The sequence below is a fragment of the Photorhabdus laumondii subsp. laumondii genome (assembly GCF_003343245.1).
GTDB lineage: Bacteria > Pseudomonadota > Gammaproteobacteria > Enterobacterales > Enterobacteriaceae > Photorhabdus > Photorhabdus laumondii.
On the sequence record NZ_CP024901.1, the window covers coordinates 2,189,729 to 2,213,239 of the forward strand.

Annotated in this window: 22 protein-coding genes; 18 read left to right on the top strand and 4 right to left on the bottom strand. The window is 40.6% G+C overall.

What is annotated here, in order from left to right; all coding sequences use genetic code 11:
* Positions 1-406: 406 nt before the first annotated feature.
* From cspE to cheZ, 14 genes are all read left to right on the top strand, one after another.
* Entirely contained in the window at positions 407-619 is a 213-nt protein-coding gene (gene cspE / locus PluTT01m_RS09540; RefSeq protein WP_011146114.1) for a transcription antiterminator/RNA stability regulator CspE, read from the top strand.
* 475 nt (positions 620-1,094) lie between these two features.
* On the top strand, positions 1,095-1,793 hold the full coding sequence (locus PluTT01m_RS09545) for an MgtC family protein (protein WP_041380037.1): 699 nt from the start codon (positions 1,095-1,097) through the stop codon (positions 1,791-1,793).
* Between the two features lie 3,796 nt (positions 1,794-5,589).
* Positions 5,590-5,943, top strand: a complete 354-nt coding sequence (gene flhD / locus PluTT01m_RS09560; RefSeq protein WP_011146117.1) for a flagellar transcriptional regulator FlhD — start codon at positions 5,590-5,592, stop codon at positions 5,941-5,943.
* 3 nt (positions 5,944-5,946) lie between these two features.
* Positions 5,947-6,528, top strand: a complete 582-nt coding sequence (gene flhC / locus PluTT01m_RS09565) for a flagellar transcriptional regulator FlhC (RefSeq protein WP_011146118.1) — start codon at positions 5,947-5,949, stop codon at positions 6,526-6,528.
* Positions 6,529-6,664: 136 nt separating this feature from the next.
* The gene (motA, locus tag PluTT01m_RS09570) at positions 6,665-7,552 is read left to right on the top strand and encodes a flagellar motor stator protein MotA (protein ID WP_011146119.1); all 888 of its coding nucleotides are present in this window, start codon (positions 6,665-6,667) and stop codon (positions 7,550-7,552) included.
* A complete protein-coding gene (motB, locus tag PluTT01m_RS09575) occupies positions 7,549-8,550 on the top strand; it encodes a flagellar motor protein MotB (RefSeq protein ID WP_011146120.1) in 1,002 nt (333 codons plus the stop codon). Before motA ends, motB begins: the two co-directional genes overlap by 4 nt.
* 2 nt (positions 8,551-8,552) lie before the next feature.
* Positions 8,553-10,604 carry a chemotaxis protein CheA gene (gene cheA, locus PluTT01m_RS09580; RefSeq protein WP_011146121.1) on the top strand — a complete coding sequence of 684 codons (2,052 nt, stop codon included), beginning with the start codon at positions 8,553-8,555 and terminating at the stop codon, positions 10,602-10,604.
* A 53-nt stretch (positions 10,605-10,657) separates the two neighbouring features.
* Positions 10,658-11,155, top strand: coding sequence for a chemotaxis protein CheW (gene cheW / locus PluTT01m_RS09585; protein ID WP_011146122.1), 498 nt, complete (start codon positions 10,658-10,660; stop codon positions 11,153-11,155).
* A 176-nt stretch (positions 11,156-11,331) separates the two neighbouring features.
* Positions 11,332-13,026 carry a methyl-accepting chemotaxis protein gene (locus PluTT01m_RS09590; protein ID WP_011146123.1) on the top strand — a complete coding sequence of 565 codons (1,695 nt, stop codon included), beginning with the start codon at positions 11,332-11,334 and terminating at the stop codon, positions 13,024-13,026.
* A gap of 53 nt (positions 13,027-13,079) precedes the next feature.
* Positions 13,080-14,714, top strand: a complete 1,635-nt coding sequence (locus PluTT01m_RS09595; RefSeq protein WP_011146124.1) for a methyl-accepting chemotaxis protein — start codon at positions 13,080-13,082, stop codon at positions 14,712-14,714.
* Positions 14,715-14,720: 6 nt separating this feature from the next.
* Positions 14,721-15,608, top strand: a complete 888-nt coding sequence (cheR, locus tag PluTT01m_RS09600) for a protein-glutamate O-methyltransferase CheR (protein WP_011146125.1) — start codon at positions 14,721-14,723, stop codon at positions 15,606-15,608.
* Positions 15,601-16,653: a protein-glutamate methylesterase/protein-glutamine glutaminase gene (locus PluTT01m_RS09605; RefSeq protein WP_011146126.1), complete on the top strand. Its 1,053-nt coding sequence runs from the start codon at positions 15,601-15,603 to the stop codon at positions 16,651-16,653. Before cheR ends, PluTT01m_RS09605 begins: the two co-directional genes overlap by 8 nt.
* 319 nt (positions 16,654-16,972) lie before the next feature.
* Positions 16,973-17,362 (top strand): chemotaxis response regulator CheY, encoded by a 390-nt coding sequence (cheY, locus tag PluTT01m_RS09610; protein ID WP_011146127.1) that lies wholly within the window; start codon positions 16,973-16,975, stop codon positions 17,360-17,362.
* Positions 17,363-17,371: 9 nt separating this feature from the next.
* Positions 17,372-18,022 (top strand): protein phosphatase CheZ, encoded by a 651-nt coding sequence (gene cheZ / locus PluTT01m_RS09615; protein ID WP_011146128.1) that lies wholly within the window; start codon positions 17,372-17,374, stop codon positions 18,020-18,022.
* 79 nt (positions 18,023-18,101) lie between these two features.
* Here cheZ and tnpA read toward each other — a convergent pair whose 3' ends face one another.
* The 4 genes from tnpA to PluTT01m_RS27255 are packed head-to-tail and all read right to left on the bottom strand — an operon-like array spanning position 18,102 to position 19,503.
* Complete coding sequence (gene tnpA, locus PluTT01m_RS09620; protein ID WP_011146129.1) at positions 18,102-18,530, bottom strand: IS200/IS605 family transposase; 429 nt, start codon at positions 18,528-18,530, stop codon at positions 18,102-18,104.
* A gap of 45 nt (positions 18,531-18,575) precedes the next feature.
* Positions 18,576-18,704: an IS110 family transposase gene (locus PluTT01m_RS27245; RefSeq protein WP_228956882.1), complete on the bottom strand. Its 129-nt coding sequence runs from the start codon at positions 18,702-18,704 to the stop codon at positions 18,576-18,578.
* A 54-nt stretch (positions 18,705-18,758) separates the two neighbouring features.
* Positions 18,759-19,298, bottom strand: coding sequence for an IS110 family RNA-guided transposase (locus tag PluTT01m_RS27250; protein WP_049789766.1), 540 nt, complete (start codon positions 19,296-19,298; stop codon positions 18,759-18,761).
* The gene (locus PluTT01m_RS27255) at positions 19,288-19,503 is read right to left on the bottom strand and encodes a hypothetical protein (RefSeq protein WP_049789767.1); all 216 of its coding nucleotides are present in this window, start codon (positions 19,501-19,503) and stop codon (positions 19,288-19,290) included. The genes PluTT01m_RS27250 and PluTT01m_RS27255 overlap by 11 nt, the downstream gene beginning before the upstream one ends.
* Positions 19,504-20,283: 780 nt before the next feature.
* On the opposite strand from PluTT01m_RS27255, the gene PluTT01m_RS26880 reads away from it, so the two are divergent.
* The 4 genes from PluTT01m_RS26880 to PluTT01m_RS27465 all read left to right on the top strand — a co-directional run bounded on the left by PluTT01m_RS26880 (position 20,284) and on the right by PluTT01m_RS27465 (position 23,505).
* On the top strand, positions 20,284-20,457 hold the full coding sequence (locus PluTT01m_RS26880) for a hypothetical protein (protein ID WP_011146131.1): 174 nt from the start codon (positions 20,284-20,286) through the stop codon (positions 20,455-20,457).
* Between the two features lie 83 nt (positions 20,458-20,540).
* A complete protein-coding gene (gene aepX, locus PluTT01m_RS09630; RefSeq protein WP_228956880.1) occupies positions 20,541-21,269 on the top strand; it encodes a phosphoenolpyruvate mutase in 729 nt (242 codons plus the stop codon).
* A gap of 181 nt (positions 21,270-21,450) precedes the next feature.
* The gene (locus tag PluTT01m_RS09635) at positions 21,451-22,782 is read left to right on the top strand and encodes an LLM class flavin-dependent oxidoreductase (RefSeq protein WP_011146133.1); all 1,332 of its coding nucleotides are present in this window, start codon (positions 21,451-21,453) and stop codon (positions 22,780-22,782) included.
* 36 nt (positions 22,783-22,818) lie between these two features.
* A complete protein-coding gene (locus tag PluTT01m_RS27465) occupies positions 22,819-23,505 on the top strand; it encodes a hydroxymethylglutaryl-CoA lyase-like TIM-barrel protein (RefSeq protein WP_232507911.1) in 687 nt (228 codons plus the stop codon).
* Positions 23,506-23,511 lie beyond the last annotated feature (6 nt).

Below are 23,511 nucleotides of genomic sequence, written 5' to 3' on the forward strand. Positions count from 1 at the left end.
AATCTTACGTAGATCAGTTGTTTTATTTTAATCAGCCAATTGTTATTGACTAAGATTAACTCTAATGCTTTCATTAAGATAAAGGTTGAATAAATCAAAAAAATTTATAACTAATGGCATTGTTTGTTAATTATTGCTTTAATAATGAGCATAAATATTTTTTTTAAAACACCTATGCATAAAAAGGTTGCTATTCCTTTTCTATCATGAGTTAATGCAGCCGGCCTGATAAACAGACCTACTTTATGTACGACATCTTGAGTTAATGAGTTATGTGTAAGTGTTATCCCCAGATAGCCTTTGTTGACGCGTTTCCTTCTTAGTGCCTCCATAAGTAATAGCTGATATAACTGGCCAATACATGCCCAATGGTGGCAAAATTTTTTTGATATATAGGAAAGTCACAATGTCTGACAAAATGAAAGGTCAAGTGAAGTGGTTCAACGAGTCTAAAGGCTTCGGTTTCATCACCCCAGCTGACGGTAGCAAAGACGTATTCGTTCACTTCTCTGCCATTCAGGGTAACGGTTTCAAAACTTTGGCAGAAGGCCAGAACGTAGAATTCACCATTGAAAATGGTGCGAAAGGTCCAGCTGCAGCAAACGTAATGGCTATCTGATTGCTTGGATGATTTTGAAGCCCGTCACTATTTTCTATAATGACGGGCTTTTTCTTTGCTAAAGCCATATCTTTCTTTACTTATTAGTTACTCCTGATTATACTTCGTACAAATTTTATTGGAGAGATAGTCATTGGATAGTCAAAGTTTTCAGTTAAATAGACAATAAAACGGCAAGCTATTTATTTCCTTCCGATCTGCTGCTTGCCAAATAAAGCGGGCAGTACCACTCAAAATATCTGAGCTGTACTTACTCAAAGAATGGTGTTATCCGATACTTAGAGCCTATTGAGATAGGCAGTTAGTCAAGTAGTCGGGATAGTATATTGGGTTTTTATTATGCTGTTATATATTTACGCTTTGTTACCTCCTGGTATAGACAGAAAATAGGGCTGAATTAAACATTCAGCATACGTTTCTGTGTGCAAAATAAATGCACATGATTATTTATCCATTTGGTTGTATGGAGAATGTCATGTTAATAACTCCTTTTGTCTTTCATTTATTATCGGCTATGTGCTTTGGTGCATTAATTGGTGCTGAGCGCCAATGGCGTCAACGTATGGCAGGTTTAAGAACCAATGCATTAGTTGCGACTGGTGCAGCAGTTTTTATCCTTAGTTCAATAACAACTTCACCCGATAGTGCGGGTCGTATTGCTGCACAAGTTGTTTCAGGCATTGGTTTCCTTGGTGCGGGTGTCATTATGCGGGAAGGTATGAACATTCGTGGATTAAATACCGCAGCAACCTTATGGTGTTCTGCTGGAATTGGTGTGCTGTGTGGCCTTGGCCAATATTGGCTAGCTGCGATAGCAACTGCCATTATTCTTTGCGCAAATATATTGTTACGTGAAGCAGCTCAACGTATTAATTTACAACCCAGGCAGCAGGCCATTGATCAAGTACAGTGTTATAAAATTCACGTAGTGTGTGACAGTGATGACGAAATTCTGGTGAGAACGTTAGTATTACAGGCGCTCAATGGAGTAGCAGTGAGGTTAAAATCATTGAGTTTCGCTGATAAAGTTCAACCTGGAAAATTTGAAGTGTGCGTTGAAGTGTTAGCAACACTGGATGAGCAAAAAGAGATAGAAGCAATTGTTTGTCGTATAAGTCTGGAAAAGAGCGTTAGCTCAATAAACTGGAAAATGGCTTCTGAACTACCGATCTGAAAATCTTTTGTGTAAAACAGCAATCACTAGTTTGATAAGGAATCACCATTGACGAATGGTGTTTCGTCATAAGAAACAAACAAAACGTTGCCTATGGTGTGTTTCCTCGGTTAGGCAACGTTAATTAAGCAGTTATTTAGCACTATTTTTCCGAATAATTAAGGTGAATATTTCGCCTGTAACGCTTTTATTGATATGTTGGTGATTCTGGCAAGGGGATAAATTATAAACAAAGCGGTGAAGCTTGTGATTAGAACGGTGGTAACAGTACTGTGTTGTAGTTTTGCAGATCTTGGTACTAAGAATGACTGATCGAATATCTTGTACCAAGAGAGAGGATGTTCTTGCTGCTATACCTGTTATCTTTCAAGTTGCCTCTTTGTTGGCTGTACTCACTCACCCCTGGTCACATAGTTCGCTATGCTCCCTTGCCGTCGCGATGCATCTTTGAAATCCATAGGTATATTTGAGGCAGATATGCGAAATGGTACTGGTCAAATAGTTACTGTTGTTACAATTAAATCTATAGTTGATGTAGATTTCATCTGACATTTAGTCGTAAACCAAGTTGATTACAAATTTGCTTTATGCTAGCAATAGTTTCGGATGGTATTGTTGATTAATAGCTTCTCTAGGTAAAAGTCGTTCAATGCGGTATTTTTAGCCTTGGTTTTGTCACTGGATTGACTGTTGAACATTGCTATTCTCATATCAGAATTTAGTCGTGGTAAACCTGATATCGGTATCATACGCGGGTACAGAAAAATTGATGAGTTGATATTTAATTTGGTTCTCCATCAGCCGCTCATTATTGCTCAGAATTTTCAGTGAAAATATCAATTATTTTCAAAGGGTAAGTAGAAGAAGTGATCTAAGTTTGTTCTTATATAAGAGTAAAATAGATAATAATTCTGCTTGATGGAGAATGTCGTGAAAAAATAATGGAAGTAGCTGATGGTTACCATCAGACAAGATCTTAGAGTATTAATTTAACAGTTCGATATTTATCCGATGATAAAGTAAAAACGTTTGTCATCTTTATGGTGATGAAAGCGTGATGATATTACAGGAGTTGCTAACTTTCCTTGATCCCGTGGAGGGGAGTGTGGTCCCTGTTATTTCTGTATTAAGAAAGAGTAACACAGCAGCAGGAGTTCTTACCGAGGATAATTCTGCTATTACTGTCAGGATTTGCCATGATGTAGGGTTAGAATTCAAAGTTATTTTAGCATTCTAACAAACAGAGTTGATGGTGACTGAAATCTTGAGAAATGAAATCAGATTGGTATTTAGCAAACTGTGCATCGTAAAAATCTTGTATTGCAAAAGAATGGGCATACAGTTGGTTTCTTGATGATAACATTAATGGTGCTGTGGTATTGAGATACGCTAGTGTAGGCGTTTTTGCTAGTAAAGGTACAGATAGTGCAAAAAAAGCGATAGATATTACTAGGCTTGATAAGAATTTAGGGGTGTCAAATGAAGGGCCGTTAAGAGAAGAGAGGCGAGTGGAAGTATTATCAAGTGCTTGAATATAACGGCAAGTTTGAACTTTGCAATGTTTTTTCAATGTTGATTACCAGAGCCTTTATTCCATTCTTTTTGGCGCAAAATATTCATTTACTAGTACAAGATCTGATGTGTGATATTTCTTGGTTTTTTACATTGAGATAAAATGGATTAAACAGTTCCTGAGAAGATCATTATAAATGAGGTATCAAAAATGTTGAATATTCTGTGGTACTGGCAGAGCTAGTTTACTTCATTTTGATTTTATAGATATATATGTTGATATTGATAATTTTTTAGTGAAAAATTTCGTTCGTCAGGTTTTATTTTAGCCAGATTAGTGTATTGAATTGTTATTTTTTCAGATATCTTTTGCTTATATATTGTGCTTATATATTGTGCATATAAAGGATGTGTTTTATCCAAAAAACAGATACATTTCCAGTGTTATTGATTACATAATTGATAATGATTCTCGATAGCCATATTCTCTTCTTGTTTGATGAACTATTGGGTTTAGTGTCTTCGTTCTGAGAGTGTTTCTGTGATTAGGTTAGGTTGTAATCGGTTGTTGCATTAACTGTCATGTTTGATGAAGAGTTATAATTACTTGGAAAATTATCACTATTATTTATATGGGAAAGTAAATTTCTTATCAAAACCCTATTTTTTTCATCTTTTTTATGGATATCAGGATATTTATATCACCAATGATTATTAATTTCATTATTCTGGTGGGAAATGATATTGATTTTTATCTCTATTTCTATTAATTATTTATACGGTAAATCTCAATTAATTATTTTGTTCCTGTAGAGTTAATTATTTTATCTATTCTTATCATTTAAGAAAATGACGTTAATGATATATATTAATGACATCATTAGCTATGTTTTTTATACGTATAAATAATGTTTTTGGGATGATAATCGTAAATATCACATGAAATAATGAAAAATGGAAAAAATGACTTTTAATATTTCACTTGATTTGTATCATAAGAATATGAATTCGGAAATATCGTGTATTTTTTATTTAAATATTAATGTGTGTATTATTCATTTTTTATATTATATAAAGGGTGGTAATTTAATTTATGATAGATATTTAATAGGGTTATATATTTATGTAGTTTGGGAATTTTATTTCTGGAATTGTATCTCTTATAGAACTTTAAATGTAGATTGTGAGGATAATAAATCATATTTAATTAGTTTAAAATTATTAATGTATTTGAAATATATATATTGAACATGTGTGAATTTAATTAATGATTAATTTGAAGTATGAAGACTAAAGATGAAAAAGATAAAGTAGTTGATAGAGGGGTTTTGCGTATTATTATATCATGAGATACAATTTTTGATAAGTTTTTCTAATTAATTTTGCTGCGGTTTGGGTTGTCAGGAGTCGAAATAGACCGATTTTTCTGGCTATCTCTAGGCTGGATATTGATTGTTATGCAATCAATAAAATGTTGTTATAGTTGTTTTTTTATTCATTATCTTACTGTATTTTATGCTATTTTTGTATGGTTAGTGTTATCTTTGCATGGTGGTATGCATTTTTAGTTAAGCCTTTTGCTTAAAAAAAGCACAAATCTAAACGAAAAGTGATCATACCAGTATCTTTTTTGCAACTAAATTTTACATAAACTCAATCTGTTTTATCGTACAAGTGGAGATGCCGGATCTCAGAATAAGATTATTGTTTACACTTATTACTCAGGGATAAAACTGTCTTTTTTAGTGCTAGTTTGACTCAAGATAGGATTTTTTATCGTTATTTTAAATTTATAAGTTTAATAGATCGTATAAAATCAAAAAATATATCTAATATTTTTATTTAGATAATTTAACTTATTAAAATTGAGAATTCGGATTTTATTTAATTGTTTGAATAGTTAATGAGCAATTCATCGATTAAATGCATATTAAAAGCCCTTGTTTTTGTGAGTTATGTCACATAGTATTTAAAATTGCGCCCTCTTTCCGTTGTATAAGTTGATGATTCAGGAGTAAAGTTGTTCTGCATTAAGAATATTCTTAATCGCCAATGAAAAATGTTATATCAGGTAACGCAATAATACTTTTGCATCTCACTACCGTAATATTTTTGAAGTTGGATGAATCAAAAGTAATACAAAGGATGGTTACTGCTCTGACTAAGCCTGTATATTTTAGTTATGTAAGAGATTATTAATCCCTAAGCTATTTTAGGAATTTTGTCACGAGTGGTTTTTCGAACACTTAACTGATTTTTTAATGTAATCGGACGGGATAGAGAAATGAGTACGGTTGAATTGCTCAAACATATTTATGACATAAATTTATCGTATTTGCTTTTAGCTCAGCGATTAATTAACCATGAAAAAGCGTCAGCGATGTTCCGTTTAGGTATTAGCGATTCTATGGCTGATACGTTGTCTGAATTGACATTACCTCAGTTGGTCAAGCTCGCTGAGACTAATCAATTAGTCTGTAATTTCCGGTTCGAAGAGAGTGAAACTATTCAGCAGCTTACTAGGGAATCTCGAGTGGATGATTTACAACAAATACATACAGGCATTTTGTTATCGACTCATTTGTTTCAGAAGTTATTTTCGAAAAAAGACGATACGTCAGTGAAAAAAAGAGCATAAGAGATGGCCGAGAAAAGTATAGTTCAAGAAGCTAAGGATATACAATTGGCGATGGAACTCATCACTTTGGGGGCACGGTTACAAATGCTTGAAAGTGAAACACAATTGAGCAGAGGGCGACTAATTAAGCTTTATAAAGAATTGAGAGGGAGTCCTCCGCCCAAGGGGATGCTGCCTTTTTCAACAGATTGGTTTATGACGTGGGAACAGAATATTCATTCATCGATGTTCTATAATGCCTATCGTTTTTTACTCAAGAGTGGTTATTGTGAAGGTGTAGAGGCTGTTGTTAAAGCGTATCGACTCTATCTTGAACAATGTCCTCCTGCTGAAGGGGATGCACCGGTTTTGGCGTTGACTCGTGCCTGGACGTTGGTACGTTTTGTGGACAGTGGCATGTTGCAACCTTCACAATGTCGGACTTGTGGTGGAACTTTTATTACTCATGCTCATCAACCTGTGAATAGCTTTGTTTGTAGCCTTTGCCAACCGCCATCACGTGCAGTAAAAAAACGTAAACTTTCCTCAGAGTCTGCCGATACTAATTCACAACTGCTGGATGGACTTGCTCAGCACGCAGTGTGAATTTAAATGGGAAAATTATTCCTACAGGTTACAGATTTTACTTTTTCCTCCTGTAACCTGTATTGAAATCACAACCATTCTGGATTCAAACTGCTCAACTTCCCATCCGCTCACCAGCTTAGCTAAAGGATATCGCGTGTTAGTACTTTTAGGATATATCGTAGTTTTTGGTGCGGTAATCGGTGGTTACCTGATTGTAGGTGGTCATTTAGGCGCACTTTATCAACCCGCTGAATTTTTAATTATCACTGGTGCTGGTATCGGTGCTTTCATTGTTGGTAACAACGGAAAAGCGATTAAGGCAACATTACGTGTTTTGCCAAAGGTCATGCGTAGATCTAAATATAACAAGGTGATGTATATGGATCTGATGGCGTTGCTTTTTCGGTTGTTAGCAAAATCCCGCATGCATGGTGTCTTAGCATTAGAGCGAGATATCGAACATCCTCAGCAGAGTGATATTTTCACCCAGTATCCGCGTTTGCTTAAGGATAAGCATTTGATGGATTTTATCACTGACTACATGCGATTGATTGTGAGTGGCAATATGAATCCCCATGAAATTGAAGCTTTGATGGATGAAGAAATCGAAACTTATGAGCAGGAGAGCGAGATTCCGGCAACCAGCTTGATGATGGTTGGAGATTCTCTTCCTGCTTTTGGTATTGTCGCTGCTGTTATGGGGGTTGTTAATGCTTTGGGGTCGGCAGATCGCCCGGCAGGAGAACTTGGCGTGCTGATTGCTCATGCAATGGTTGGGACATTCCTCGGTATTTTGCTGGCATATGGTTTTATCTCGCCATTGGCAACATTGCTACGTCAGCGCAGCGGTGAACATCTTAAAATGATGCAATGCATTAAAGTGACATTATTGTCCAGCCTGAATGGTTATGCTCCACAAATTGCGGTTGAATTCGGTCGTAAAACACTCTACCTCACAGATCGCCCTTCTTTCACTGAATTGGAAGAACATGTTCGCCGGGTAAAAGCACCTGTTCAGCAAGAAACTGAAGAACAGGTATGAAAACGCGTAACGTCTCAGTCATTAGGGTAAAAAGACGTAAAAGGAATGGCATCAAACATCATGGTGGTTCATGGAAAATTGCTTATGCTGATTTTATGACTGCCATGATGGCATTTTTTCTGGTTATGTGGCTGTTGGCAATTTCCAGCCCACAAGAATTGACCCGAATTGCAGAATATTTCCGTACCCCGTTACAAGTTGCAATTAATAAAGGGGAGCGTAGCAGTGATAGCTCGAATCCTATTCCAGGAGGAGGGGAAGATGTGCTTCATCAGGAAGGCGATATTCTGCGTCAGGTTGAAGTCGTTGAAGCTAATGATGAGGCTCGCAAGTTAAATAGGCTGCGTGAGCAACTTGATCAATTGATCATTACGGATCCTCGCCTTAAAGCATTACGTCCACATCTGTTGATTGACATGATGGATGAAGGGTTACGTATCCAGATTATTGACCGGGAAAACCGGCCAATGTTTATGGTTGGCAGTGCAAAAGTTGAAAGTTACATGAGTGACATTTTGCGGGCTATTGCACCCATCTTGAACGATATTCCCAATAAAATTAGCCTATCCGGTCATACTGATGACTTGAAATATGCTAATGGTGAGCGTGGTTACAGTAACTGGGAACTCTCCGCAGATCGGGCGAATGCATCAAGGAGAGAGCTGTTGATAGGTGGGCTGGATGAAGTAAAGATATTGCGGGTAGTTGGCATGGCTTCAACGGTTCGTTTGAAACAGGAAGATGCCAGTGCACCGGTTAACCGTCGTATCAGTATCTTAGTGCTCAATAAACAAGCGGAAGAGCGGATTGAACAGCAAAACACCGGCAGCGACTCCTTGATTATTAATGATAGTAAGGAAATTCACGAGGTGATTGGAAAGGATTCGGCTGAAAGTAGGCCAACACAGCAGTCCAATGAAATCACAGTATTGGCCCAGCCAGCACCAGCGTCGCAGAGTGCTGAGCCTAATCGTGTACCGACCAAGGTGACAAAGTAACGATGGATATTACCGCGTTTTATCAGACCTTTTTTGATGAAGCAGACGAATTGCTGGAGGATATGGAGCAGCATCTATTGCAGCTCGATCCTGATGCGCCAGATCAGGAGCAATTGAATGCTATTTTTCGTAGTGCTCACTCAATAAAAGGTGGCGCTGCGACTTTTGGTTTTATCAAACTACAGCAAACCACACATGTTCTAGAAAATTTGCTGGACAGTGCCAGACGAGATGAAATGAGTCTGACGACTGATATTATCAACCTGTTTTTAGAAGCGAAAGATATTATGCAGCAACAGTTGGATGCCTATAAAAGTTCTCAGGAGCCGGATGAAAGTGCGTTTACCTACATCTGTGAGACTTTGCGCCAGCTTGCATTGGAAGTACAGAGAGAGAATGAAGGCGGGGTTGAGTCTGCCACAGATGCGGTGATGCCAGAGGTGCCTGAATCTGAGCCAGAATTAAAATCGGAGCCTGTTGCGACTGAAAATCAGCAAGGTAGAGTTCGGGTTCATCTTTCTGGTCTGAAAGAGCGTGAAGTTTCTCTGATGCTTGATGAGCTGAGTAATCTGGGGGAGGTTTATGATGCTGAACAGACTCGGGATAGTGTTGAAGCATCATTGGTAACATCAGCCACAGAGGATGATATCACGGCAGTTCTCTGTTTTGTTATTGAACCGGAACAGATCACTTTCTTGCCGGTAGCTGAACCCAAAGACAAAGTTAAAAATAAAGATACAGATACAGCTAAAGCCGTTAAAACAACTGCACCGGAAAAAGGTTCCACACCGCCTGCCGGGCGTCCTGCGCCGATACCACCGGCGGGATCGCCACGTCAACGGGCAGAATCTTCCAGTATTCGGGTTGCGGTTGAGAAGGTTGATCAACTGATAAACCTGGTTGGTGAATTGGTTATTACCCAATCTATGTTGGCTCAGCACTGTAACGCTCTTGAGCCGACTTTGCATGGCGATTTGCTAAATTGCATGGTTCAGTTACAGAGAAATTCCAGAGATTTGCAAGAATCTGTGATGTCTATCCGTATGATGCCAATGGAATATGTGTTCAGCCGTTACCCGCGTTTAGTCAGGGATCTTGCTAGCAAGCTGAATAAAAAAGTGGATCTAACTTTGGTTGGCAGTTCCACTGAATTGGATAAGAGTTTAATCGAGCGCATTATTGATCCGCTAACTCATCTAGTCCGTAACAGTCTGGATCATGGTATTGAAGAGCCAGAAGCTCGGCTTGCTGTGGGCAAACCTGAAATGGGCAACTTGACACTTTCTGCTGAACATCAGGGCGGGAATATCTGTATTGAAGTTGTGGATGATGGTGCCGGGTTGAACCGTGAAAAGATTCTGGCCAAAGCGATATCACAAGGGTTATCAGTCAGTGAAAACATGAGTAACGAAGAGGTTGCGATGTTGATTTTCGCACCGGGTTTTTCCACGGCTGAAGTTGTAACAGATGTATCTGGCCGCGGTGTAGGAATGGACGTGGTTAAGCGAAATATTCAGGAAATGGGAGGGCAAATCCAGATTAACTTCCAGGCAGGTAAAGGGACAGTGACGCGGATTTTGTTACCTCTGACACTGGCAATCCTTGATGGGATGTCAGTGAAAGTGAATGACGAAGTGTTTATTTTGCCGTTGAGTGCAGTAGTAAGTTCTCTTCAACCGCAGGAAGAAGATATTTATCCCTTGGCGGGAGATGAAAAATTATTGCATGTCAGAGGAGAATACTTGCCACTCATTAAGTTATATCGAGTTTTTGATATTCCTGATGCAAAAACAGATCCGACGAAAGGGATTATTGTGATTGTACAAAGTGCGGGTCGTCGTTATGCCTTGCTGGTTGATCAATTAGTTGGGCAGCATCAGGTGGTTGTGAAAAATATCGAAAGTAACTATCGCAAGGTACCCGGGATCTCCGCTGCCACAATTATGGGAGATGGCAGTGTGGCGTTGATTATTGATATTTCTGCCTTGCAGCAACTCAATCATGACCAATTGGCACTCAACAAAGCTGAGTTATTAGCAAAAAATAAGCACTGAATGGGGAGGAATCCCCATGGAAAATCGTCAATCTCATAGTAAAAGGTAAGATCATGTCGGCCATAGAAGCGTTTAATAAATTGTCAGGAGAAACTGCCGGGGAAGGATATTTAGTTTTTACCCTAGGTGATGAAGAGTATGGTATCGAAATACTGAAAGTACAGGAGATTCGGGGCTATGATCAGGTTACCCGTATTGCAAATACGCCAGCATTCATTAAAGGGATAACCAATCTGCGTGGCGTTATTGTGCCTATTATTGACCTGAGAATTAAATTTGCTCAGGAAACGGTTACCTATAATGATAATACCGTTGTTATTGTTTTGAATCTGTTAAACCGGGTGGTGGGTATTGTCGTTGATGGTGTTTCGGATGTTTTATCGCTCAAAGCTGAGCAAATCTGTCCGGCACCTGAATTTGCAGTAACATTATCTACCGAATATCTAACAGGATTGGGTTCACTTGATGATCGCATGCTGATTTTGGTGGATATTGAGAAGCTGCTTAACAGTGAAGAGATGGCTCTGGTAGATTCAGTAGCCAAAAGTTAATCATTAAATATCACTGCCATCATCGACATCGACATCGACAGATGGCAGCTACTTTTTGTCTATCCCTCGTTAATTTCATCAGAAAAAATATTCAAATTTCTTTTATACGACCAGTAAAGTTTCCTTTGATGATGCCGATAACAGAGCCATGCTGATCTATTGTAAAAAGGGAAAACATGTTTAACCGAATGAAAATAGTGACCGGACTGATGGCGGTCATCATATTATTTGGTGCTCTGCAATTTATATCCGGAGGACTTTTCTTCCATGAGTTGAAAAGTAACAAGGAAAATCTAGAAATACTGGATAAAATGCGGGAACAGCAGACATTTTTGAATGACACTTGGGTTAATTTGTTACAGGCCCGTAACAACTTGAACCGTGCGGGCATTCGTTACATGATGAAAAAAGATGAGGGAGTCGATAATTACTACACACTGGAGCAGTTACTGACAGATGCCAGAAGTAACCTCTCTATCGCAGAGCAGCGTTTTGAACAATACGAACAGACCGCTAAATTGCCTATTCATGAATCAGAAAGTCTTAATCGCCTTAAAAAAGCCTATGATGTTTATATTTCAGCGCTTCATGAACTTATTGTTCTGCTTGAACATGATCGGGCGGTAGAGTTTTTCAACCAACCAACGGGCAAATATCAGAGCGCTTTTGAGGAAGAATATAACTTCTATTTGACCCAAAACGATCATCTCTATTCTGATGTGGTATTTGATGCCAGTATCTCTTACAGAAATGCGGTGATTATGTTGGGTATTATCATGCTGATTCTGGTTTCAGCCATGATTTTTAGTTGGGTTAGCATTAAGCATAGTTTGCTGAATCCGTTAAACAAATTATTGGAGAATATTAAGGCACTTTCTACCGGTGATTTGACACAAAATGTAACTGTTTCAGGCAGAAATGAGATGAGTACGTTGGCTGTTGGCCTGAAGCATATGCAAAAAGAATTTATCACTACTGTCAGTAGTGTTCGTCAAAGCAGTGAAAGTATTTATAACGGAACCAGTGAAATTGCTGCTGGAAATAATGATCTTTCTTCTCGCACTGAGGAACAGGTTGCTTCTTTGGAAGAAACCGCCGCCAGTATGGAGCAATTGACAGCAACTGTACGCCAAAATGCGGAAAATGCTCGTCAGGCAAGTAACTTAGCTGATAGTGCTTCTGAAGTTGCACGCCAGGGTGGGAAAGTCGTGGCGAATGTTGTACAGACAATGCGTGAAATTGCCGGTAGTTCTCAGAAGATTTCCGATATTACTAGTGTTATTGATGCTATTGCGTTCCAGACTAACATTTTGGCACTGAATGCCGCAGTGGAAGCAGCACGTGCTGGTGAACATGGGCGAGGTTTTGCTGTTGTGGCAGGAGAAGTACGTAACCTTGCACAGCGTAGTGCTGAGGCAGCAAAAGAGATCAAAGCATTAATAGAAGATTCAGTAAGCCGCGCAGATACCGGTTCTGTCTTGGTTGAGAGCGCCGGTGAAACAATGAATAACATTGTTAGTTCAGTCACCCGTGTCACTGACATTATGGGTGAAATTGCATCTGCATCTGATGAACAAAGTAGAGGGATAACTCAGGTTGGCCTGGCTATCTCCGAAATGGATCGTGTAACACAACAAAATGCTGCTTTAGTTGAGCAATCCGCGGCTGCGGCGGCTGCACTGGAAGATCAAGCTGCTGGATTGAAGAAACTAGTTTCTTTGTTCCAATTACCGAATCTTGACGATAAATCTCAATCCGAAATGAAAATTGAGCATTTGCCTGTGGCTAAGACTCCTCCTGCAAAATCGAATCCACTGGTGTTGAAGAAAGCCAACAATGTGGAAGAACAAGCTAATTGGGAAACATTTTAAAACACTAAGCGATAACTACGGCTGCACATGCAGCCGTTAACAGAGGTGATTACATGTTAGGCAGGCTTCGTATATCAACCAGTTTATATCTGTTACTGATGATGTTTTGTGTAATGCAGATAATCTCAAGTGGTTTATCACTTGGAATCATTCACGCAGATCAATCTTATATTGAGCAGATTGATCTGGGAACACAGAAGAGGGATACCTTAGGGTTGAGCTGGGCAGCTCTGCTGCAATCGCGTAATACACTTAATCGAATCGCTGTAGGGAAAACGTTACAACAATCTGAGGATCATATTGGCAGTATGGTTGCTAATGTTAAGGAAACCTTAGATAGGGCTGAGATGCATTTTGCTGAGTTTATTGCGCTGCCTAAATTGAATGACGAGGATGGTAGTAGTGTATTGCTGGCCTCGGTAGAAACCAGTTATAAGGAATATATCAACGCGCTTAGAGAACTCTCGGCTTTTTTAGAAAGTGGTAATTATGATGCATTCTTAGATCAGCCGACAGAAAAGTATCAGCAGCAACTTGAATCTGATTTCAATCATTATATGCAATATATCGGTGAGGTGATTACAACCGCCGTTCAAGATGGTCGTCTTTATTACCAAATTTCAGTTGCCATGTTTGTAGGTGCGATCTTAATGGTACTGGTTGTTGCTTGGGCGGCTCATTGGTGGTTGAAAAAGAATCTTCTCAGACCTTTTGCCAATATGCGTAGTCACTTCCAGAATGTTGCGGAAGGAAAACTCAATAAAGAAGTTTCTGTTTTCACTCAAGATGAAATTGGTGAAGTGTTCCTCAAATTACGTGAAATGCAACGTTCACTGGTTAATTCCATTACGTTGGTAAAAGAGAATACTAACTTGATGTATAACGGTATTCAGGAAATTACTCAGGGTAATACCGATCTCTCTTCCCGCACTGAAGAGCAAGCTGCATCACTGGAAGAAACGGCAGCCAGTATGGAACAACTGACTGCAACTGTGCGTCAGAATGCGGAAAATGCTCGCCAGGCCAGTGAATTGGCGGTATCTGCATCGAAAACAGCCTCTAAAGGAGGCGAACTGACCGTTGATGTTGTGGAAACAATGGATGCAATTGCCAATAGCTCACAGAAAATCAGTGCCATTATCAGCGTCATTGATGGTATTGCATTTCAGACCAACATTTTGGCACTGAATGCGGCAGTAGAAGCTGCACGGGCAGGTGAACAAGGCCGAGGTTTCTCCGTTGTTGCTGGTGAAGTGAGGGATCTTGCTCAGCGAAGTGCCGAAGCAGCGAAAGAGATTAAGACATTAATTAGTGAATCTGTTCAGCGGGTAAGCCAAGGTTCCGAGTTGGTTAGTCATGCAGGGAAGACCATGAATGAATTGGTCGTTTCTGTAAACCAAGTCACGGATCTGATGGCTGAAATTGCTGCGGCATCTGATGAACAAAGTCGGGGAATTCATCAAGTAGCACAAGCGGTTACACAGATGGATCAGGTTACTCAGCAGAATGCGGCATTGGTTGAACAGTCAGCGGCGGCGGCGGCGGCACTTGAAGATCAGGCCGATATTTTGGTGCAAATAGTGGCACAATTTGAGTTACCCAATAATTCAGAAAATAAGCTTGAAAATGAACTTTCACTGACGCTGAGGTCTGCGGATAGCGAAGGGGCAGTCAATCAGACTCACTGAGGCCAGATGAAATCAAATTTAATTGCTTCAGTGACAAGTTTGCCATCTTCGCCACTGCATCACATGATTCAGCGTTATACCATGTCAGATGCGCATTTTGAGCGCATCTGCCAGCTCATATATCAACGTGCGGGTATTGTGCTAGCTGCACATAAACGGGAGATGGTTTACAACCGTTTAATTCGGCGTTTGCGTACCCTCGAAATACGTGATTTTGGGCAATACCTGTTCATTCTTGAAAATGATCTGAATAGTGAGGAGTGGCAGGAATTTATCAATGCATTGACAACTAACCTGACGGCGTTTTTCAGGGAAGCGCATCATTTTCCTCTGTTAGCTAAACATGCAAGTAAGAAGAATGGATCGTACCGGGTATGGAGTGCAGCAGCATCGACAGGAGAAGAGTCCTATTCGATTGCAATGACACTAAGTGATGTCTTAGGGGAGCGTTTTCACCGGGCAAAAATTATTGCCAGTGATATTGATACCCATGTATTGGAAAAAGCACGCAAAGGGGTTTATCGACTGGATGAATTGCGTCACCTGACCGATCAACAGAGAAAACGTTACTTTTTTAAAGGGATTGGATCTTATGAGGGTTATGCTCGTGTCCGGCCGCAACTTGCTGACATGGTGACATTCCAGCATCTAAACCTGTTAGATCCCAATTGGCCGTTTGAAGAGAAGTTTGATGCCATCTTTTGCCGTAATGTTATGATTTATTTTGATAAAAAGACGCAGGAACGGATACTGCGCCATTTTGTTGCTTTGTTAAAACCTGATGGATTGCTCTTTGCAGGGCATTCTGAAAATGTCACTCAAATAAGCCGGGAATTCTACTTGCTAGGACAGACCGTTTACGGTGTAGGCCGGGCAAGGAGAGGTCATGAATAAAATAACTGTTCTTTGTGTCGATGATTCAGCGCTTATGCGTCAAATCATGCGAGAGATCATCAATAGTCACTCGGATATGGAGGTAGTGGCTTGTGCGCCAGATCCACTGGTAGCACGTGATCTCATTAAAAAGCATAATCCACAAGTGCTCACACTGGATGTTGAAATGCCACGCATGGATGGTATTGATTTTCTGGAAAAATTAATGCGCTTACGGCCAATGCCGGTGGTTATGATCTCTTCTCTGACAGCCAAAGGCTCTGAAATCACATTAAGGGCATTGGAACTTGGTGCTGTTGATTTTATAACCAAACCTCAATTGGGTATTCGTGAAGGCATGCTGGCTTACAGTGAACTTATTGCGGAGAAAATACGGACAGCAGCACAGGCTAAATTATCTGTGCCAATAATCACACCGGTAAGTTCTGCTCCTTTAAGTTTTAAGCCTTTGTTATCCAGTGAAAAACTGATAGCAGTAGGCGCTTCTACTGGAGGAACGGAAGCAATAAAGAATTTATTGCAACCGTTACCTGTCACTAGCCCGGCACTCCTTATTACTCAACATATGCCACCTGGTTTTACCCGTTCTTTTGCTGAACGACTGAATAAACTTAGCCAAATTACCGTGAAAGAGGCTGAAAATGGTGAACGGATTTTGCCGGGGCATGCTTACATTGCTCCGGGTGATCGCCATATGGAACTATGTCGCAATGGTGCTGATTATCAGGTTCTGATCACCGATGCACCGGCTGTTAATCGTCATCGTCCATCTGTAGATGTGTTGTTTCGATCAGTGGCTAAATTTGCCGGGAAGAATGCTGTTGGAGTGTTACTAACCGGCATGGGCAGTGATGGCGCAGCGGGTTTACTGGAGATGAAGCAAGCGGGAGCGTACACGTTGGCTCAGGATGAAGCAAGTTGTGTGGTATTTGGTATGCCAAGAGCGGCAATACAAATGGGGGCGGTGGACGAGGTCATGGATATACTCAAAATGAGCAAGAGAATGCTGGCAAAAATAAGCTCGGGGCAAGCTGTCCGTATTTAACGGCTGTCGGATATACACTAAAGATTTCAAGATGCATCGCGACGGCAAGGGAGTGAATCCCCGGGAGCATAGCAAACTATGTGACTGGGGTGAGCGAGTGCAGCCAACAAAGAGGCAACTTGAAAGATAACGGGTATACACTAAAGATTTCAAGATGCATCGCGACGGCAAGGGAGTGAATCCCCGGGAGCATAGCAAACTATGTGACCGGGGTGAGCGAGTGCAGCCAACAAAGAGGCAATTTGAAAGATAACGGGTATAAATTTAATATTTTTTAAGCGGCTCTGTGCTGACTGGTAACTAATTTCAAGGAGTTTTTATGGCGAATAAGGATCTGAGATTTTTGGTGGTTGATGATTTTTCAACCATGCGTCGCATTGTTCGTAACCTTTTAAAAGAATTAGGCTTTAATAATGTAGAAGAAGCTCAGGATGGGGCAGAAGCTTTGGCTAAGATTCGTGCATCTCAATTTGATTTTATTATCTCTGATTGGAATATGCCCAATATGGATGGTTTAGAGTTACTAAAAATCATTCGTGAAGATGCCCAATTGGCCAAGATACCGGTTTTGATGGTGACCGCAGAAGCGAAGAAAGAAAATATCATTGCTGCTGCGCAAGCCGGGGCCAGTGGTTATGTCGTTAAACCTTTTACCGCAGCTACTCTGGAAGAAAAGCTCAACAAAATATTTGAAAAACTGGGCCTCTAAGGAGACATAATGAGTGTAAATCCAGTCATGCCAAGGGATGAGACCATTAGCGCCAGTGAAATTATCAGCCGTATCGGCCAGCTTACGCGCATGTTGCGTGATAGTTTACGTGAGTTGGGATTGGATAAAACTATTGCTCAGGCGGCTGAGGCAATACCTGATGCAAGGGAACGTTTGGACTATGTTGTGCAGATGACAGCGCAGGCGGCGGAAAGGGCGCTTAATTGCGTTGAAGCGGCGCAACCTCGTCAGAATGAGTTAGAGTCATCGGCAATATCACTGAAAAAGCGTTGGGATGAGTGGTTTGAAAACCCAGTTGAGATGCCTGTGGCTCGCTCGTTGGTTATAGATACCCGGAATTACCTCAATACGGTACCTGAACATACTGCTTTCACTAACGCTCAATTGCTGGAGATCATGATGGCGCAAGACTTTCAGGATCTTACCGGTCAGGTTATCAAGCGGATGATGGATGTTATTCAGGAAATAGAAAAACAGTTGGTGATGGTATTAATGGAAAACATGCCGGCTGATCAGGTGATAAAAACCAAGAAAGAAGCTGACAGTTTGCTAAATGGTCCGCAGGTGAATCAAAATGGCGTGGGTGTTATTGCTAATCAGGCTCAGGTTGATGATCTACTGGATAGCTTAGGTTTCTGAATAAACAACCACCTACTAAAGTAGGTGGGTTAGTGATTAATGGACTGAAAGTCCGGATACGCGTCGGCTAAACGACGCGTCAATTATCCATCCTGAAATTATCATTCGGATTGGGTTCAAAATGATGTTCTAAATAGCTTTTGATCATTTCCTCCGTTAACTGCCCCACCGTTGCACAAAAATAGCCTCGCCCCCAAAAATGTTGGCCCCAGTACCGCTTTTTCAAATGCGAAAATTCTTCAAACAGCTTACTGGCCGTTCTTCCCTTCAGCCTTCTCATGATTTCATTTGGCGCTAATGTTGGGGGACTGCTGACGAGTATATGCACGTGATCTTGACTCACAACTCCCTTTAATATTCTGATTTCAAAGGAGCTGAATGTCTGACGGATTAATTCTCGCACTCGACTTGCCACTTCTCCTGTCAGCACTTTGTATCTGTATTTCGTTACCCACACAAAATGGTATTCAATCTGAAATACCGTGTGGCTGCCATATCTGTAATCCATGTTGCACCTCCGGTACAACACAGTATCGCAGCTAAAGCTGACCGGCTAAAGCCGGTAGTTAATGAGATGGTCACCCTCACCTAAGCCATCATCGCGTTTTTGACAACAGCGCATCACCGCACGGGCACCATGAATGATTAACGTTCGCAGGTGACGGTTACCCTGTTTGGTCATGCCTGACAGGCGGCTTTTCCCCCCAGAACTGTATTGGCGTGGAACCAGACCACACTAGGCCGAGAGCTGTCGGCCATGCGAGAATTGTTCTGCATTAACTTCACTGATAAAAGCCGCGGCAATCAATGGCACCACACCGGGAATGGTTAGTAAGTGGGAGTAACTTGATTGCTGGTTTGATACCGTCTGAATTTCTTTATCTATTTCGTGAATACGGGCATCAAATCGCCGCATATCTTCCTGTAGCGAATGGAGCAGACGGCGGAGGACAAAGGATAATGAATGGTTTCCCTCTTCCAAAATATCAGGTAAAGCCTGCCGGAGTTGCTGGATGCTCGCAGGGATAACGATCCCTTGCTCGGCGGGCAACGCCCGGATTTGATTAACCAGTGCGGTACGTTGTTCCACCTTAAGTTGTCGGGCACTGCATAGTGCTTTGATATCCTGTTGTTCAAGGGTTTTGACCAGCACAAAGTGGATACCGGGACGACAGGCGGTTTCACAGATAGCCAGCGCATCATTGGCATCATTTTTCTGATTTTTACAGAGTGCCTTGACATGCTGCGTCGGGATAAGCCTGATTTCATAGCCCATGGCTTGTAGCGTTCTTCCCCAGTAATGAGCACTCTGACAGGCCCTCCATCGCAATAAGTGTATCGGGAGGAAACGCCCAGAGTGTATCCAGCAATTTTTGCCGTGAGACTTTTTTGTTCCAGGCGACGGAGTTATCCGTTAACCAGACACAGACCTGGAAAACATTTTTAGCGAGATCAATGCCCACCACTTTGGTTGTGTTCATAAGAACCTCCCGAAATGCAATATATTCAGTATCAAGTCAAAGATGACACGATCAGCAACTGAAAAAGGGAGCGTCCATCATATCACTACATAAAGAAACCGGATAACTTTCATCGTCAGACGGTGGGTGATGTGTCCAACGATATCTGCTTCCAAAAGTGCGCAGATGTACCACAATTTTGTTCTCCCGAGTTTTCGTTCGCCACCTGATGGATAATCCTTTCAGGCAATGGAGCACGAGTAATAGTTATTATCGATTGGATTAAGCGGGGCAAATTTTTGTTTGATTATGAGAATAGCTTCACCTCTATTCATAACATTGGCAGCTTACAATATTTCTTAATCTATATGGTGGACGTTTCCGATTGTACAAGCATTGGAGTAACCTCTCATCTTTTTCTCACAAGCGTTACACTTATTTAAACTGGCGGCAGTTTATATTTGTGTTTATGTGGCTGAAAACCGCATAAACTCTGGGTTTGTAACGATGTAGATCACCTCCAGGTTAATATTATCTGAACTCCTGTTTTATTTTGTGATGATTATCACGGATAAATCGCATTTATATGTTAATTTATGGTTAACTAAAAGTAGGTATTTTACATAAATTTAACTATTGTTTTTTCATTTTTCAATTCATTGTATAAGTCCTCAGGGCGAGAGCATGGGCACCTAAATTTCATTTAGATAGAGTTATAATCAAGCAGTGTTGGCAGTAATACTCATTGAACTATTTGAAATAGCATCTTGATCTGATTGGCTTTTAAACTGAGGTTGTTTTATGTTGAAGAAGTTACTCAAAGAGAAGAAATCGCTTACTTTTATTGAAGCACATAACCCGCTTTCGGCACTCATTATCAAAAATACAAATTATACAGATGATAATGGCTGTACCCATAAATTTGATGGTATCTGGTCAAGTTCTTTAACTGTCATTCCGCAGCTATATCTGTAATGTACTGATTTAAAATCGTTTGTATAAAATTTATTCATTTATTAATTCTTAATTAAAACAACAAATTACGAATGCGGTGCGGAATGTCGGCTTTAACTGACTCAGCTGTTAAAGGTATTCCTGATAACGAAACATTGGATATTAATAGTCGTTTACAAAATATTCATGAGATAAAATTACTCACTAAAATGCCGGTTATTATGGATGCTGACACAGGTGGACGGGTTGAGCATTTTGTCCATTATGTCAGAAAAATGGAGCAGGTAGGTATTGATGCAGTCATTATTGAAGATAAAACGGGCAATAAAAGGAATTCCCTGTTTGGCACCAGTGTTAAACAAGAATTGGCTGATATTAAAGAATTCAGTAACAAAATAGCTAAAGGTAAAGCTGCACAACAAAAGAGCCGATTAATGATTTTTGCACGACTGGAAAGTTTAATTGCTGGTTACGGAATGGAAGATGCATTGGAGAGAGCCAATGCCTATGTTAAAGCAGGTGCTAATGGCATTATGATCCATAGCTGCCAGAATACGTCTGATGAAGTTATTGATTTTAGTCAGTCATTCAGAAAGAAATATCCAAAATTACCACTGATATGTGTACCAACGACTTATTCAGCAACTTATCATCATGATCTGAGCGAAGCAGGTTTTAATATTATTATTTATGCCAACCATATGCTCAGAGCGGCTTATAAAGCAATGGAACATGTATCTCACGAAATATTAAAGTATGGACGTTCCGCAGAAGTAGAGAAAGATTGCATAAGTATAAAAAAAGTCATCAATCTTATTCCTTATGCATCTTGATGCTTGAGTTTTAATATTTTTCTATCAAGAAAATATATTCTCATATATATAACCTATGGATTTCGAGTTGCATCGTGGTGGCAAAAGAGCGAATTCTCGGGAGCATAGATAATCGTGTGTTTATAAAAACGGCGAAGGCTGCCAGAAAAGAGGCAATTTGAAAGATGACAGGTATAGTATAATGGAAAGTGATCAGAAACAACTCGTGCTTGGTGCTTATCTTACTTATGGTACTGGGCATCACCCGGCTGCATGGCGTCACCCTGATGTTAATCCGCAAGCTGCACAAGATATCGGGCATTATCTGAATATGGCTCGTATAGCGGAAAAAGGTTTATTCGATTTAATTTTTCTTTCTGATACACCTTCGGTTTTTCAGGATGATCAGCGGGGTTATGGTAGCCGGGTAGTCATATTCGAACCCATGACTCTTTTATCAGCATTGGCAATGGTGACTGAACATATCGGTTTGGTTGCTACCGCATCCACCACCTATAAACATCCATTTAATATTGCCCGTGAATTTGCTTCGTTGGATCATATTAGCCGTGGGCGCGCTGGCTGGAATCTGGTGACCTCGTCTAAATCTCATGCAGCGAAAAACTTCGGCTTTGCTCAACATCCTGAGCATGATGAACGATACCATCAGGCGGCTGAATCCTGGGACATTGTGACTGGATTATGGGATAGCTGGGATGATGATGCTCTGCCACGTGATAAGCAGAGTGGTATTTTTTATGATCCATCAAAATGCCATGAATTAAATTTTCAGGGACAATATTTCTCCGTAAAAGGGCCATTGAATATTTCCCATCCTCCTCAGGGGCACCCCATTATTGTACAGGCTGGTTCTTCAGAACCAGGAAAAGAATTGGCAGCTAGAACGGCTGAATTAGTTTTCACTGCACAACCTGATATGAATTTAGCAAAAGCATTTTACAGCGATTTAAAATCCCGACTCAGTCAATATGAAAGGCACTATAACAATATTTTAATTATGCCGGGGCTGTGCTTTTTTATTGGCTCTGATGAAGAGAGTGCCAAAAAGAAATTTAACGACTTGCAGGCGCTTATTCACCCTGAATTTGGTCTCAGCATGTTATCTGATTTGCTCGGTGGTATTGATTTATCAGGCTACGATATTAATCAACCTCTGCCAGATCTTCCTGTTTCTAATGGGAATCAAAGCCGTCGGGCGATTATTGAAAAAATGGCCAGATCAGAGTCTTTAACGATTAAACAGTTATACGAAAAAATCATTATTGCCAGAGGCCATTTAATTTGTATTGGCTCTTACCAACAAGTTGCTGAACAAATGGTGCAGTGGCTACAGGAAAAAGCCTGTGACGGATTTAATCTTATGCCTCCTTATATGCCCGGATGTCTGGAGGAGTTTGTGACTCATGTTGTACCTGAATTACAAAAACGAGGAGTGTTCAAAATGGGTTATAAATCAGGGACATTAAGGGAGAAGCTGAATATTCCCAAACCGCCCAGTAAATTTCACGTTTAAATAATACTCATTAATAAAAAATAAGGTTTTGACGCTATGACTATTCAACAAAATATTATTCTGGAAGATACAACGTTACGCGATGGTGAGCAGGCTCCTGGTGTTGCATTTTCAAAAGAAACAAAAGTGAGTATTTTTAATTCGTTGGTAGACGCCGGTGTTAAGTGGATAGAAGCCGGGATACCCGCCATGAAAGGGGATGAAGTTCTGGCATTAGAAGAGATGCTGGAACGCAAGAATGAAGTGAATATTATCGGCTGGAATCGGGGGGTACTGGAAGATATTAAATATACTTTCTCTCTGGGATTTAAGGCGATACATATCGGCCTTCCGACTTCCAATATTCACCTTAAACACAGTGTGAGCAAAGACAGATATTGGTTATTAATGACCGCCAGCGATATGATCAAATTTGCTAAAGATAAAGGTGCTTTTGTCTCAATCAGTGCCGAAGATGTTGGCCGGACAGAAATCAGTTTCTTGCAAGAATATGCGGCTACCGTCGAGCAGGCCGGTGCCGACCGTCTACGTCTTTCAGACACGATAGGCATTCTGAATAGCCAGCAATATGCACAGCGGGTTTCTGCTGTTCGTCAGGCATCAGCCATTGATTTGCAGTGTCACTGCCATAATGACTTCGGGCTGGCTGTAGCCAATACGCTGGCGGGTCTTGAAGCAGGGGCTCGTTATTTCCATGTCTGCGTTAATGCGATGGGGGAATGAGCCGGG

Bases quoted from the DNA above. Each gene is read 5' to 3' on its own strand.
- cspE (WP_011146114.1), top strand. From the start codon at position 407: ATGTCTGACAAAATGAAAGGTCAAGTGAAGTGGTTCAACGAGTCTAAA.
- PluTT01m_RS09545 (WP_041380037.1), top strand. From the start codon at position 1,095: ATGTTAATAACTCCTTTTGTCTTTCATTTATTATCGGCTATGTGCTTT.
- flhD (WP_011146117.1), top strand. From the start codon at position 5,590: ATGAGTACGGTTGAATTGCTCAAACATATTTATGACATAAATTTATCG.
- flhC (WP_011146118.1), top strand. From the start codon at position 5,947: ATGGCCGAGAAAAGTATAGTTCAAGAAGCTAAGGATATACAATTGGCG.
- motB (WP_011146120.1), top strand. From the start codon at position 7,549: ATGAAAACGCGTAACGTCTCAGTCATTAGGGTAAAAAGACGTAAAAGG.
- cheA (WP_011146121.1), top strand. From the start codon at position 8,553: ATGGATATTACCGCGTTTTATCAGACCTTTTTTGATGAAGCAGACGAA.
- cheW (WP_011146122.1), top strand. From the start codon at position 10,658: ATGTCGGCCATAGAAGCGTTTAATAAATTGTCAGGAGAAACTGCCGGG.
- PluTT01m_RS09590 (WP_011146123.1), top strand. From the start codon at position 11,332: ATGTTTAACCGAATGAAAATAGTGACCGGACTGATGGCGGTCATCATA.
- PluTT01m_RS09595 (WP_011146124.1), top strand. From the start codon at position 13,080: ATGTTAGGCAGGCTTCGTATATCAACCAGTTTATATCTGTTACTGATG.
- cheR (WP_011146125.1), top strand. From the start codon at position 14,721: ATGAAATCAAATTTAATTGCTTCAGTGACAAGTTTGCCATCTTCGCCA.
- PluTT01m_RS09605 (WP_011146126.1), top strand. From the start codon at position 15,601: ATGAATAAAATAACTGTTCTTTGTGTCGATGATTCAGCGCTTATGCGT.
- cheY (WP_011146127.1), top strand. From the start codon at position 16,973: ATGGCGAATAAGGATCTGAGATTTTTGGTGGTTGATGATTTTTCAACC.
- cheZ (WP_011146128.1), top strand. From the start codon at position 17,372: ATGAGTGTAAATCCAGTCATGCCAAGGGATGAGACCATTAGCGCCAGT.
- tnpA (WP_011146129.1), bottom strand. From the start codon at position 18,530: ATGGATTACAGATATGGCAGCCACACGGTATTTCAGATTGAATACCAT.
- PluTT01m_RS27245 (WP_228956882.1), bottom strand. From the start codon at position 18,704: ATGACCAAACAGGGTAACCGTCACCTGCGAACGTTAATCATTCATGGT.
- PluTT01m_RS27250 (WP_049789766.1), bottom strand. From the start codon at position 19,298: ATGGGCTATGAAATCAGGCTTATCCCGACGCAGCATGTCAAGGCACTC.
- PluTT01m_RS27255 (WP_049789767.1), bottom strand. From the start codon at position 19,503: ATGAACACAACCAAAGTGGTGGGCATTGATCTCGCTAAAAATGTTTTC.
- PluTT01m_RS26880 (WP_011146131.1), top strand. From the start codon at position 20,284: ATGTTGAAGAAGTTACTCAAAGAGAAGAAATCGCTTACTTTTATTGAA.
- aepX (WP_228956880.1), top strand. From the start codon at position 20,541: ATGTCGGCTTTAACTGACTCAGCTGTTAAAGGTATTCCTGATAACGAA.
- PluTT01m_RS09635 (WP_011146133.1), top strand. From the start codon at position 21,451: ATGGAAAGTGATCAGAAACAACTCGTGCTTGGTGCTTATCTTACTTAT.
- PluTT01m_RS27465 (WP_232507911.1), top strand. From the start codon at position 22,819: ATGACTATTCAACAAAATATTATTCTGGAAGATACAACGTTACGCGAT.